This window comes from Paraburkholderia sp. UCT70, from assembly GCF_050434085.1.
GTDB classification, from domain to species: Bacteria; Pseudomonadota; Gammaproteobacteria; order Burkholderiales; family Burkholderiaceae; genus Paraburkholderia; species Paraburkholderia tuberum.
The window spans coordinates 3,078,632-3,092,264 of sequence record NZ_JBNPVZ010000002.1; the positions used below are offsets into that span (position 1 = coordinate 3,078,632).

The 13,633-nt window shown below is 65.2% G+C and carries 10 protein-coding genes; 2 read left to right on the forward strand and 8 right to left on the reverse strand.

Annotated features, from left to right (window positions below):
- Positions 1 to 58: 58 nt before the first annotated feature.
- From OKW41_RS16490 to OKW41_RS16510, 5 genes are all read right to left on the reverse strand, one after another.
- On the reverse strand, positions 59 to 307 hold the full coding sequence (locus OKW41_RS16490) for a hypothetical protein (RefSeq protein WP_429573184.1): 249 nt from the start codon (positions 305 to 307) through the stop codon (positions 59 to 61).
- Between the two features lie 82 nt (positions 308 to 389).
- Entirely contained in the window at positions 390 to 1,142 is a 753-nt protein-coding gene (locus tag OKW41_RS16495; RefSeq protein ID WP_429573185.1) for an AAA family ATPase, read from the reverse strand.
- A 25-nt stretch (positions 1,143 to 1,167) separates the two neighbouring features.
- Positions 1,168 to 2,061, reverse strand: a complete 894-nt coding sequence (locus OKW41_RS16500) for a transglutaminase family protein (protein WP_429573186.1) — start codon at positions 2,059 to 2,061, stop codon at positions 1,168 to 1,170.
- On the reverse strand, positions 2,058 to 4,649 hold the full coding sequence (locus tag OKW41_RS16505; protein ID WP_429573187.1) for a circularly permuted type 2 ATP-grasp protein: 2,592 nt from the start codon (positions 4,647 to 4,649) through the stop codon (positions 2,058 to 2,060). The genes OKW41_RS16500 and OKW41_RS16505 overlap by 4 nt, the downstream gene beginning before the upstream one ends.
- Positions 4,650 to 4,717: 68 nt before the next feature.
- Positions 4,718 to 8,203 (reverse strand): DUF2126 domain-containing protein, encoded by a 3,486-nt coding sequence (locus OKW41_RS16510; RefSeq protein ID WP_429573188.1) that lies wholly within the window; start codon positions 8,201 to 8,203, stop codon positions 4,718 to 4,720.
- A gap of 325 nt (positions 8,204 to 8,528) precedes the next feature.
- On the opposite strand from OKW41_RS16510, the gene OKW41_RS16515 reads away from it, so the two are divergent.
- Positions 8,529 to 9,629 (forward strand): zinc-binding metallopeptidase family protein, encoded by a 1,101-nt coding sequence (locus OKW41_RS16515; RefSeq protein ID WP_429573189.1) that lies wholly within the window; start codon positions 8,529 to 8,531, stop codon positions 9,627 to 9,629.
- Between the two features lie 105 nt (positions 9,630 to 9,734).
- Here OKW41_RS16515 and OKW41_RS16520 read toward each other — a convergent pair whose 3' ends face one another.
- From OKW41_RS16520 to OKW41_RS16530, 3 genes are all read right to left on the reverse strand, one after another.
- Positions 9,735 to 11,045 (reverse strand): DUF3443 domain-containing protein, encoded by a 1,311-nt coding sequence (locus OKW41_RS16520; protein ID WP_429573190.1) that lies wholly within the window; start codon positions 11,043 to 11,045, stop codon positions 9,735 to 9,737.
- Positions 11,046 to 11,056: 11 nt separating this feature from the next.
- Complete coding sequence (locus OKW41_RS16525) at positions 11,057 to 11,506, reverse strand: DUF2844 domain-containing protein (protein ID WP_429573428.1); 450 nt, start codon at positions 11,504 to 11,506, stop codon at positions 11,057 to 11,059.
- A 519-nt stretch (positions 11,507 to 12,025) separates the two neighbouring features.
- Positions 12,026 to 12,451 (reverse strand): phasin family protein, encoded by a 426-nt coding sequence (locus tag OKW41_RS16530; protein WP_184063446.1) that lies wholly within the window; start codon positions 12,449 to 12,451, stop codon positions 12,026 to 12,028.
- 360 nt (positions 12,452 to 12,811) lie between these two features.
- Here OKW41_RS16530 and OKW41_RS16535 point away from each other — a divergent pair, with 360 nt between their 5' ends.
- A complete protein-coding gene (locus OKW41_RS16535) occupies positions 12,812 to 13,264 on the forward strand; it encodes a hypothetical protein (RefSeq protein WP_429573191.1) in 453 nt (150 codons plus the stop codon).
- Positions 13,265 to 13,633 lie beyond the last annotated feature (369 nt).

Here is a 13,633-nt window from a genome sequence, read left to right on the forward strand (position 1 = left end):
ACACGGCCATTCAAAATCGTTTAAAACACCTTCGGGGTTCCTTCGCCTATCCACCAGACTAGCGATAGTTGACGAAGTTGATGATGTCGTTGAGAAACCACGGCAGAATCAGTTGCGTGTCGGAATAGCTGGTGCCGACGGTGAGTCGCGGTGGTCTCGACGCGGAGTCGGCGGGCGACGCGCCGTCAGGCGTGTGCAGCATGTAGGCGTCCGTATTGGCTGCCGTCTGATTGTCCGCCGGCGCCGAGGTCGAAGTGCAGCCGGCGGTGAGAAAGACCAGCGCTGCTGCGAACCAAAGGGACTTCATGAGGATGTGAACTCCGGCGACGTTTTCGACATTATCGCAGTGAAGGTTGCATTCGCCATAGCCCGCACGTAGCGGACACCCGCTACTCGCCGCCCAGCAAAGTATCCAGCATGCGCCGCGGGTTCATCAGAAAGGAGCGCATAACCTGGTAGTGCTCCGTTTCCTCGTAGGCCACTTGCGACACGCCGTCCGCATGAAAGTGATAGATCGCCGCCTCGGGATAAGCCATCAGGATCGGCGAGTGCGTCGCGATGACAAACTGCGAGTCGTCGCTCGCCAGAGCGTGGATTCGGGCAAGCGCGGCAAGCTGCCGTTGCGGTGACAACGCGGCTTCCGGTTCGTCGAGCAGATAAAGTCCTTTGCCGCCGAACCGGTTCATCAGCAGAGCCAGGAACGATTCCCCGTGCGACTGCTCATGCAGCGAGCGGCCGCCATACGAATTGATGACCGGCGGCCCGAGTCCCGCCTCCGCATCGAGGTTTTCGATTTCGGTTGCGACGTTGAAAAAACTTTCGGCGCGAAGAAAGAAGCCATCCTTAGGATGCCTGACACCCTTCGCGATACGCAGATAGTCCGCCAGATTCGAATGCGAATGGCGCGTTCCGAAGTGGAAGTTCTTTGTGCCGCCCTCCGGATTGAATCCCATCGACACCGCGATCGCTTCAAGAAATGTCGATTTTCCCGAGCCGTTTTCACCGATCAGAAACGTGACCTTCGGGTGCGGGACCAGCGATTCGAACGCCCGGATGGCGGGTAGACAAAACGGATAGCGGTCGAACGAGTCGACCTTCTCGCGTAAAAGGGAAATCCGGCTGATGTACTGGTTGGAAATCATCGCAGGCGCGTTGACAGGGGCCGCGTCATTCTAACCCCAACACCGTCACCCCCACTTCCATCCGATGCGCGCCGCCGCCGAGAATCGTCCCACGCAGTAACGACACATCGCTGTAATCGCGCCCGATCGCAAGCGTTACATGATCGAGATCGGCAAGCACGTCATTGGTCGGATCGAGATCGATCCAGCCGCTAGCCGGACAATGCACCGACACCCACGCATGCGAAGCATCCGCGCCGATCAGCCGCGGCTGGCCCGGCGGCGGATCGTTGCGCAGATAGCCGCTGACGTAGCGCGCGGGCAAACCGAGCGAGCGCAAACAGCCGATCATCACCTGCGCGAAATCCTGACACACGCCGCTCCTCAGTTCGAACGCGCGCTCGGCCGGCGTATCGAACAGCGTCGCCGATGGCTTGTACGTGAAGTCCTCGTGAATACGATGCATCAGATCGATCGCGCCCGCGACGAGCGACCGGCCGGGCGTGAAGCTCGGCAACGCATAGGCGCGCAGCGTCGGCCGTAGCGCAATATTCGGCGAAGCGAAGCAGTACTCCGCCTCGGCACGGAACGCGCCGCCCAAGCGAAACCGCAGCGCCTCGGCCACCGTTTCCCAGCCGGGGGTAGCCTCGGCGTCGAGGTCGGTCCAGCGCGGCGTCAGCGCGACCGTGGTTTCGCTGACGAGTTGCAGGCGCTCGTGCGGTGTATCGAGCGCGAAGTACAGCACGTCGTTGCCGAATGCGTCGATGCGGCTATGCTGATACGACGGCTGCGGCTCGATCCGCTCGCTGCGTGAGATCACACGCTGCCACGGACACGCGAGCGGCCGGATCGTCGCCAGATGCTGCGCGGTTTCGACATACGTCGAGTAATGGTAAACAGTGCGATGCGAAACAGACAGCACCGTCGACGCGTTCTTCATGCCCACACCTGCGAGGCGACCGTGGTCGCGTGACTGAAATAGCGCGCGCTGATCTCATGCGCGGCCGCGTTGGCGAAGCCGCCGATCTGATCGCACAACGCGATGAGCGTGACATACGCACCGTGTTCGTCGACCTCGCACAGCGATTCGAGCGACGGCAGCACCTCGACGGGCGGCAGCAACTCTGCGAACGGCCGATGCCGCACGCTGCCCGCCGCGATGGCGATCTCGTCAAGCTTGTTACGCAGCCGCTCGTACACGCCATAAATACCGCGCGGATTGTGCGGCTCGATCACGAGCAGATCGAGCAGCGCGGGCACCTCGAAACGCCCCGGATACAACGAGCGATACGTGAGCGTGCTGTCGAACATTTGCAGCAGCAGATCGAAGCCGGCCGGCGTCGCGAGTTGGCCGTTCACGGCAACACCGCGCATGAACGCGGCCATCGTCGCGACGCGCTCGATATGACGTCCGACGAACAGCAGCCGCCACGCTTCATCGCGCGTCATGCGGTCGCCTTGCGCGCCGCTGATCGCCGATAGTTGCACCGACAGATGCTCGAGCGCATTTGCGAGCGTCACGCGGTCGTAGCGATCGAACGCATTGCCGCTGTTCGTGGCACCCGCGCCGCCGTTGCCCGCGCCCACGGCTGGCGACAACACCTGCAACGCGTCCTGAAAGTCGTTGCGCGCCGCGAGGATCATGCGCCAATGATCATTCGACAAACGCCCGCGCACCTCGCCGTTCGCGCGCGCCTGGCAATTGAGGTTCTGGCTGATGCTGACGCTGCCCGCGCTCTCGCCGAGATTCGCGACGAGCGCGCGCTCGAACGTCTGCGGCGACGGCAGCCCGTGCGGCGACGCGAAGTCGCCCGACTGCACGAGGCCGCACCACGTCGCGAGTTCGACCAGCGTCGCGAACATCGAATCGGCGTCGTTGCTTTCGAGCGAGCCGAGAATCAGCCGCAGCAGACGCACGTTGTTTTCCGCCCGCTCGCCGTAACGGCCCGCCCAGAACAGGTTCTCCGCGGCACGGCTCGATACCGTACGATGCTTGCGCGTGAGATCGGCGGGCTGCATCGGCGAAGGCAGCAGCGTGAACGTCGAGCTTGGCTGGCTCGACAGCACCCAGGTATCGACGCTGCTGCCGCCGTGCTGCATCGATACCGTGGTCTGACGCTCCGCGGCCATGCGCGTGAAACCGCCCGGCATCACGTGCCAGCCGCCGTTGACGTCGGCGATCGCATAGACGCGCAGCACCGACGGCCTTCCGCCGATCGTGCCCTCCTCGAAGCGCGGCGTGCAGGAAAAGCGCTGCTCCTGCTGGATCGTGAACGCGTCGGGCAACGCGTCGATGCGCTCGCGCCATGCCGCGAGGGGCTGCCTGCCCCCTTCGATGCCGGGCGGCGCATCGCGTCCCGTGAGCGGCCAGGTCGGCACGATGAACGCGTCGTCGAGATGCGCGAACGCATGCTCGCGCGCGGGCCGTTCGCCGCACCACCAGGTCGGCACGCCGGGCAGCAGCAGCTCTTCGCCGAGCAACGCTTCGGCGATACCCGGCATGAAACCGTGCAACGCCGGCGACTCGGCGAACCCCGAGCCCGGCACGTTCGACACGATCACATTGCCCGCGCGCATCACCTGCAACAACCCCGGCACGCCGATCGTCGAATCGGCGCGCAGTTCGATCGGGTCGCAGAATGCGTCGTCGAGACGGCGCAGCACGACGTGCACGCGTTCGAGGCCGGCCAGGGTCTTCAGATAGAGCCGGTCGCCGCGCACGGTCAGATCCTTGCCTTCGACCAGCGTGACGCCGAGATAGCGCGCCAGAAACACATGCTCGAAATAGGTTTCGCTGTACGGCCCAGGCGTGAGCAGCGCGATATGCGGTGACGCGTCAGCGCTTTCCTCGTTGCGCATCGTCGCTTGCGCGGCCTGCACGAGCGTCGCGATCAGTTGCGAATAGAGCGGCGCGAGCCGGCTCACGCGCAGCGAGCGGAACGGCTCCGCGAGGAGCGTCGACACGATCAGGCGGTTTTCGAGCGCGTAGCCGAGGCCGGACGGCGCCTCGGTGCGATGCGCGATCACGCTCCACTCGCCGCCCGGCGTACGCGCGAGATCGAGCGCGACGACCTGCAGATACTGACCGCCGGGCGGCGTAAAGCCCTTCACCGAACGCAGATAGCCCGGATGGCCGAACACCAGCGCGGGCGGCAGTTGGCCATGTTCGAGCAGCGTCCGCGGTCCGTAGATGTCGGCAACGATCGCGTTGAGCAGATGCGCGCGCTGCGCGACGCCGCGCTCGAGGTGCGCCCACTCGGCCTCGCTGATCAGGAACGGCAGGAGGTCGAGCGCCCATGGCCGTGACTTGCCGTTGTCCGCGTAGACGTTGTAGCTGATGTCGTTGTCGCGGATCTGCTGCGCGATCGACGCGTGATGGTCCGCGAGCCGCGCCACGCCGTCTTCGTCGAGCAGTGCGAAGAACTGCCGCCACGGCTCGCGAAGCGCGCCCGACGCGTCGCGCAGCTCGTCCCAATGTCCGTCATGACCCGGCAGCAATCGCAACAGGGACGAAGCGTCCGCCGGCATGGCGGACGCTTCGAAGGGCAAAGTCGATTGAAAGGCCAAGGTCGTTTGCTGTCAGTGATGCGTGTTTTTCAACGGTGGCGCAGATCGAGTGTGAACGGAAACTCGCGGCTGCGCTGCGGTCCGCCCACGACGAGCGGCCCGGGCGTATGACCCGACGCGAAGAAGCGCGCGCGTCGCCGGCTTTCCGCCTCGTAGGCGTTCACCGGGAAGGTCTGATAGTTGCGCCCGCCCGGATGAGCGACATGATACTGGCATCCGCCGAGCGAGCGGCCGCTCCATGTGTCGACGAGGTCGAACGTGAGCGGCGCGTGTACGCCGATCGTCGGATGCAGCGCCGACGACTGCGACCACGCGCGAAAACGCACGCCGGCCACGTACTCGCTGACGCGGCCGGTCGGCTGCAAAGGCACCGGCACGCCGTTGACGCTCAGCACGTGACGATTGCCGTTCAACCCGAGCGCGCGCACCTCGAGCCGCTCGACCGACGAATCGACATAGCGCACCGTGGCGCCGCTCGCGCCCTCCTCGCCCATCACGTGCCATGGTTCGAGCGCATTGCGGATCGTCAGGTCGATGCCGCTCAGCGTCATCTCGCCGACGAGCGGGAAGCGGAATTCGAAGTGCGGCGCGAACCAGGCGCTATCGAAGGCGAAGCCGGCTTCGCCGAGCTCGGCGAGCACGTCGTCGAAATCCATCTTCACGAAGGTGCCGAGCAGGAAGCGATCGTGCAACTCGGTGCCCCAGCGGGTGAGCCGCTGCGTGTACGGCATGCGCCAGAATCGCGCGACCAGTGCGCGCAGCAGCAGTTGCTGCACGAGACTCATGCGCGCGTGCGGCGGCATCTCGAAGCCGCGCAGCTCCAGCAGGCCGAGGCGGCCGGTCGGGCCGTCGGGCGAATACAGCTTGTCGATGCAGAACTCGGCGCGGTGCGTGTTGCCGGTCACGTCGATCAGGATGTTGCGCAGCGCGCGGTCGATCGTCCACGGCGGCAGGTTGCCGCTGTCGCGGCCGCCGAGCAGATCGACCTGGCGTTGCAGTTCGGAGAACGCGATCTCGAGTTCGTAGACCTGATCGTTGCGCGCTTCGTCGACGCGCGGTGCCTGGCTCGTCGGTCCGATGAACAGTCCCGAGAACAGATACGACAGCGACGGATGGTTGTGCCAGTACGCGATCAGGCTCGCGAGCAGATCGGGCCGGCGCAGGAACGGGCTGTCGGCCGGCGTCGCGCCGCCGAGCACGAAGTGATTGCCGCCGCCGGTGCCAGTGTGGCGCCCGTCGAGCATGAACTTCTCGCTGCTCAGATAGCTGTGCGCGGCCGACTGATATAGGTACTCGGTGTGATCGACGAGCTCGTCCCAGTTCGCGGCCGGATGAATGTTGACTTCGATCACGCCGGGGTCCGGTGTCACCTGCAGCACTTTCAGACGCGGATCGCGCGGCGGCGGATAGCCTTCGAGCACGATCTGCATCTTCAGCTCCGCGGCCGTCGCTTCGACTGCGGCGAGCAGGTCGAGATAGTCGTCGAGATCGGTCAGCGGCGGCACGAATACGTGCAGCAGCGTACGGCCGCTGCCGAACGAATCGGCTTCGGCTTCCGGGCCGGCCGCGCGTTTCGGGTCGCGCACCTCCACGCACACCGCGGTACGCAGCGTGTCCTTCGACGATTCGCCAAGCGCGGGCAGCGATTCGTCATGGCGCTGCGACGCATACGCGAGCACGCCGCCGTGCGGCATGCCGCTCAGCAGATCGGCCGCCGGCAGCGACAGCGCGGCCGCCTGCCGCGCGCTCGTCTGTTCCTCGGTGATCTGCCGGCCCTCGCGCCCGCCTTCGTACTGCACGCGCAACTGCGCGGCCGTGCGCAGCGGCTGCGGCGGTGCGAACGGATCGTGCGCGTGCTGATACGGATAGTCGGTCTTCGACACCCACGGCAGCGATTCGAGCGGCAGCCGGTAGCCCATCGGCGAATCGCCGGGAATCAGATACATGCGGTCGTCGCGGAAGAACCAGCGGCCCGTGATCCACGTCGGCGTGATGCCCGGCGCGCCGCGCTCGCGGCCGATCGGCAGCACGTAGCCCGCCGGGCTCGCGAGCCCGGCGTCGAATACGCGCCGCAGTCGCGCGCGTTCGAGCTCGTCGTCGAGCCGCGAGTCGAACGGATCGACGTTGACTGGCAGGCGACGCTCGCGCCACAGGTAGTACCAGGTGTCTTCGTAGCCGGGCTGGATGCAGTCGGGGTCGAGCGACAACTTCGCGGCCAGATGCGCGATGAAGCGTTGCGCGTCGGCGGCCGTGTAGCGGCCCGGCTCGCGTTCGTCGGCGAACAGGGCCGGGTTGTGCCAGCATGGCTCGCCGTCGGCGCGCCAGTACAGCGACATCGCCCAGCGCGGCAACTGCTCGCCCGGATACCACTTGCCCTGGCCGATATGCAGGAAGCCGTTCGCGCCGTAGCGGTCGCGCAGCCGGTCCATCAGCGCGACCGCGTAGCCGCGCTTGGTGGGTCCAAGCGCGTCGGTGTTCCATTCGGCGGCGTCGCGATCGCGCACCGATACGAAGGTCGGCTCGCCGCCCATCGTCAGTCGCACGTCCATGTCGGCGAGTTCGTAGTCGACCCGCGCGCCCATCTTCAGCACGTCGTGCCACGCGGCTTCGCTATACGGCTTCGTGACGCGCGGCGACTCGAGCACGCGTTCGATCGACATCGTGTGTCCGAACTCGACCTCGCTTTCGTCGACCGCACCCGAGATCGGCGCCGCGCTGCCCGGCTCCGGCGTGCACGCGACCGGTATGTGCCCTTCCCCCGCAAGCAGCCCCGAGGTCGGATCGAGCCCGATCCAGCCCGCCCCTGGCAGATAGACCTCGCACCACGCGTGCAGGTCGGTGAAGTCGACCTCGGTGCCGCTCGGGCCGTCGATCGATCTGACGTCGGGCGCGAGCTGCAGCAGATAGCCCGACACGAAGCGCGCCGCGAAGCCCAGCTGCCGCAGCGTCTCGACGAGCAGCCAGCCCGAATCGCGGCACGAGCCCGCCGCGTTGGTCAAGGTTTCCTCCGGCGTCTGCACGCCCGGCTCCATCCGGATCAGGTAGCGGATCTCGCGTTGCAGCCGCTGGTTCAGCGCCACCAGGAAGTTCGCGGTGCCGGCCGGCGTGCGGTCGATGCTCGCGACGAACTCGGCGAAGCGCGGCGTCATCGGCCGCTTCACGCGGTAGGGCGCGAGTTCGGCCGCCAGCTCCGGCGCGTAGTCGAATGGAAATTGCTCGGCCGATGGTTCGAGAAAGAAGTCGAACGGGTTGTAGACGGCCATTTCGGCGACCAGATCGACGCTCACCTTGAACTCACGGGTCTGCTCGGGAAACACGAGCCGCGCCTGATAGTTGGCGAACGCGTCCTGCTGCCAGTTGATGAAGTGCCTCGCGGGTTCGACGCGCATCGAGTACGACAGGATCGGCGTACGACAATGCGGCGCGGGCCGCAGCCGCACGACCTGGGGTGACAGCGTGACCAGCCTGTCGTAGCGGTAATGAGTAACGTGATGCAACGCGACGCGTATGGACACTCCGGACTCCTCGACGAAGGGGGGCAGCCCGCCAAAAAAGCAAGCTCTATGCCGTTGCTGGACAAACCCGTATGAATCGTTTGGTGTTGTCTGAACTGCGTTTGCGTTGCGTACCGCGCGCCCTGCCGCGGGCTCGCGTCGGACCGTGCACCAAAGCGGCGCAGCGCCGATGCACGATCATGACCGTACTGTGCGTTAAAGCGGTGACGTCTGGCAATCGCGGCATGAAGATTGCGACCGGCTTTCGTCCGCTATCGCGTTGATGATGCCGCTTACCATGGCTCATCACCGCAAACGACATAGCACCGATCACGAGGCCCGCCAGATGAAAACCTTCCACTGCAATCGCTGCGCGCAACTCGTGTTCTACGAGAACGTCCGCTGCGAGCGCTGCGAGTCGCTGCTCGGCTATCTGCCTGAACTGCGGGAAATCAGCGCGTTCGGGGACGCCGGCGACGGCCGCTGGCGCAGCCTGCATCCCGAGGCGAATGGCGCACTGTTCCGACAATGCCACAACTACGCGGTCGAAAACGTCTGCAACTGGATGATCCCAGCCGATTCGCCCGACACGCTGTGCCACGCCTGCCAGTTGACCCGCACGATTCCGAATCTGAGCGAACCGGAAAACCGGCTCTACTGGTACCGGCTCGAAGTCGCGAAGCGGCGTCTGCTGTACACGCTGGGCGAGCTTGGCCTCGACGTGCGATCGCGCGACGCGGACCCCGAGCGCGGTCTCGCCTTCGAGTTTCTCGCCGACGGCGGCGCCGGCAAGCCCGTGATGACCGGTCACGACAACGGGCTGATCACGCTGAACATCGCCGAGGCGGACGACGCGCATCGCGAGAAAGTGCGCACCGCGATGGGCGAGCCGTACCGCACGCTGCTCGGCCACTTCCGCCACGAGACGGGCCACTACTTTTTCCGCCACCTGATCGAAACCGAGCCGCGCTGGCTCGAACCGTTTCGCAAGCTGTTCGGCGACGAGCAGGCCGACTACGGCGAAGCGCTGGACGCCTACTATCGCGACGGCGCGCCGGCCGACTGGCAGGCGTCGTACATCAGCGCTTACGCGACGATGCATCCGTGGGAAGACTGGGCGGAGACATGGGCGCACTATCTGCTGATCGTCGACGTGCTCGACACGTCGACGTCTTACGGCCTCGCGCTGCTGCCCGACGATCCGAGCGAGCCGACGCTGACCGACCGCACGCCGGTCGAGGACGCGAGCTTCGGCAATCTGATGAAGCGCTGGTTTCCGCTCACCTATGCGCTGAACAGTCTGAATCGCAGTCTCGGCATGCCCGACGGCTATCCGTTCACGCTCGCCGCGCCGGTGGTCGACAAGCTGCGCTTTGTGCATCGCGTGATCGCGGCAGCGGGTGACAAGCGCGACAAGCGGGGCGACCGCGAGCCAACAAGCGCATAAAAAAGCCCGCCGCCGGACCAGCCGGCAGCGGGCGCATATGACGCGCATCATCGAGCCGCGAGCAACCGGCTACACGCGCTCGGCTCGCCACTTCAATACGCGACTTCAGTACGCCACATAAGGCCCCTTCCCACCCGGCGTCGACTGCTGCTCGATCGCCGCATAGACATTGCGACCGTAGAAGAACGGCAGCCCCCAGTCGAACACCGTCGACGTGACGAACGCCGGGCCCGCGAGCAGCGGCAATGCCGAGTCGCCGCTATAAGTCTGCGCGATCGACATCGCATTGCCGACGTTGAACGTCACCGCGCTCGTCGTGCCATTCACGCCTTCGATCATCGCGCTCAACTGCTGCGTCGAGCTCGGGCAGTAATAAGCGCTGTTCGGGCTCGCGCAGGCCGGCATCAAGGTGGTCTGGAAGAAGAGTCCCGTCGAGCCGCTGTCCATAATGCTGCGCGTATACGTGGTGCCGTTCTGCACCGTCGTGAACGTGCCGTTCGACGGGCTCACACCGACCACCTGCGCCCCGCCGAGCGCATTGTTGCTCTGCGTGCCGATGCCGAACACGAGTTGCCCCGACACCGATGGCGCGCCGCCCGACACGGTCGGCAGACTGAGCATCGAGCCGTTGTTGTCGATCGCGAAGTACGGCACCGGATTGGCGACCTGGCACGTCTCCGCGAGCGGTATCGATGTGCAGCTGGTGCCGCTGCACCCGTAGTAGGTCGCGGGGATCGCCTGTTGCACGCAGTTCGCGCCGCAGTCGTGCTTGAACACACCGATGCCGAGAATGCCGTTCGCCTGCAAGGCGGCCGGCGTATTGCGCGCCGCGCCGACGGCCGCGCAATCGCCCGGCAGCGACGCATAGCCCGGATCGATCACCTGGATCGGCAGCGCAGCGGCTTTCTCGCCCGCGATCTGCACATCGGCGAGCTTCACCGCGCCCCACGTGTAGCCGTCGAAGAACTGCATGCATTCGGCAACAAGGTTGCCCGAGCCGTCCTTCTGCTGCGGCAGGCTCATCGACGCGGGCAATTGCGACGCGAACACGCGCACGCCCCACGAGCCGGTATCGACGAGCACGTGATCGATCGTCTGGCAGTTGCTGGTGCCGGGCGCGCAGACCGTGATGCTGACGAACGGCATGTTCGGCACGTTGCTGACGCCCGAGTCGACCGTCACGCGCACCGCGTTGGCGGCCAGCACCTGCGGCGACGGCGACGTGTTGGTCACGGTCGAACCCGACGAGCTGGTCGAGCTGCCCGAACCGTTCGAGTTGCTGGAGGTGCTCGAATTGGCCGTGGTGCTCGCGCTGCCGCCCCCGCCGCCGCCGCCGCCGCACGCGCTCAACAGCAGCGCGAGAACCACGATGGGCGCCGCACCCAGCAGAGTCATCCACGAAGACCTGGATCGCATGATTCGCTCCGTTATTGAATAACGCTGACGTCGACGCCCGCGGGCACCGCCTGCGGCAGATAGGCGTAGCCGGTGAACGCGCGCAGATGGCCGCTCGAGAACACCACGAGATCACTGTTCGAGACCGCGAGCGGCGCGCCGCGCCGCGCCGTGCTGGCGGCGACGTAGGCATCGAAGGACGCGCCGAGCATCGCCTTCAGATCGGGCAGCGTCGGGCCATCCCACGCGACGCCGAACACGATGCCGTTGGCCGCCACGTATTCGCGCACCTGGGTGCCGGACGGCAGCGTCAGCGCATGCACCGAAAACGCGCCCTGTGCGCTGGCCGCGCGAGCAACCGCATGCAGGCGCGTCTGATCGCCGTCGACGGTGCTGGCGTTCTGGCCGAGCGTCGCGTGCGCGCCGAACGGCAACGCGCAGCTTGCCCCGAGCATTGCGCAGGCAATGCGGGTAAGAAGCATCGGTTTCAAGAGATTTCCTTCGAGGTGAAACGCCGCGACCTGCATGTAGCCGATCACAAACGCGAGACTAGGGGCGCACACCTGACCGGCAAAGCCGGTTGCCTTCACGCCGGTTGGGCTGCGTGAATGCGTCTACGGAAAGGGGAGGCGAAACTTTAGTCAGGGGAATGGCGCGCGGCAATCGTTTGCGGCGCGATCGAAACTGTTCGGAGTTGTTGAATCGATCGACCGGGTTTGATCAGCGTGGGCAAAGCCTTTTGGCGACAATGCTTTGACGCTTATTCGGTTTCCGTCTGACGTTTAGAACTGACCGACTGCGAAAATTACGGCCGCCACGCGTAAAAGTTGCGAACGTGAGCAGCGTTTGTTCATCGATGTAAGCGTCTGCCGAATAACGAGCGGGCGGAGTCCACATTCCTCTGACTACGTGAGGCTTGCGACGCAAATCCCGACGGGCAAAAAAAGCGGAGGGCCTGGCGGCCCTCCGCGTCATAGATCGTCCGGAACTCGCGGCGTGCGCTACTTCTTCTGTTGCTGAAGAAGCGACTTCAACTCCTGCACGTTCTCCTCGACGCGTTTCGCGATCACCCCATACGACTCCGCCTGCGTCTGATACGCGGCTTGTGCGAGCTGTTGCATGTCGGCGAGCGATTTGTGCAGGCTCTGCTGGATCAGCTCCGCGGTTTTGCTCGACGGCGCGGTGCCGGCCGCCGTGAGCTGCGCAGTCAGCGCCTGTAGCTCGCCCAGCGTGGTGCGCAGCATGTCGGCCTGTTTCTGCGCGAGCGACTGCATCCCCTGGAATGCTGTCTGATTCGCCTGAACCAGCGCTTCCATGTCCTTTCGGCGCGCTTCCATGATGGCGGGCACGTCGAAGCCGGGGAGCTTGAACTGCTCCAGCATTTTGGTTAGATCGCCAAACGGATTGGCTGCATCGGGTCGGTCCATGCGAAATCCTCCTTGCGGTTGAAGACTCATCGCCTCTGCGTCGCCCGCACCAGGCGCGACGCCGATGCCGGCGGCTGCGTGTGCCGCGCGTGCCGCCACAGCAAGGTGCTTTTGGGGTCGCACGGCACATCGGAGCAATCATGCGCTATCTGGCTGGGTTGCGCCAGCGGGCTCACCCTGGCGAAAACCGGTTCACGGCAACTTGCGTCGCTTCGAGGTCCGCGCCGCTAAGCCGCGCGCCGCGAAAGGCTCGGAAAGTTACTGAATGGCTTTCGTAACCCGACGAATCAGCGGGTCGACTATCGTTGCGAGGAGCCGGTCCATCGTGGCGCCGGCGCTGTTTTCGATGGGAGCGACATCATGAGAAAAGCATTCTTCGGCACGGCCGTGGCCGCGGTTCTTGGCATCATCGCGACGGCCGCGCTCGCCGACGACGGCATGCCGCCGCCCCCGCCCGCCGCTATGCACGACGGCGGCCCGCGCGGCGACGGGCCGCCGGGGCATGGTCCGATGATGGGTCATCCGAGCCCAGCTTTCGCGGTGATCAATGATCTCGAACAACTGCGCCGTCTATACGCGCTAAACGGTCATGAAGGCGAGATCATCGCCGTCTACCACGACGTGCTGAACAAGACCCAGGACCCGATGCTGCGTCACTACGTGTACGACTCGCTCGCGCGCGAGCAACTGAAGCCCGCCAATCCCGAGCAGGCGATCGCGACGCTACGCACGAGTCTCGCCGAAGATCTCGTGGCGGCGAACAAGGCGCCGCATGGTCCGCCGCCGGGTCAGCCAGCGGCACAACCGCAATAAATTTTCATCGCGAATTGCGAATAAAGCGCCGCCCCACGTGGCGCCTTTTCTTTGCGCCGGAAGCGCTCCCGCCGCCCCGCCCCGCGCAGCTTTCCGGGACTACGTTACCTGTCCCACATTGGCGCTTCACTGACGCTTTTCATCTTCCGTCAGGTGATTACGATAGGAGCTCCGCAACGTCAGGGCAGGGTGAAGGAATGCGCTATCCGCTTGACATGGCCATTGCCGCCGCCCTGCTAGTTTTCGTCCTGTGCTGCATCGTCAAGCTCGCTTTGAACTGATCGGCGGCTCGACGTCCGCGCGCTCTTCTTCGTTTCGCCGTGACATCGCTCGAAATAATTGTTGAATGGAGTTCGGCGAGCCGCTCAC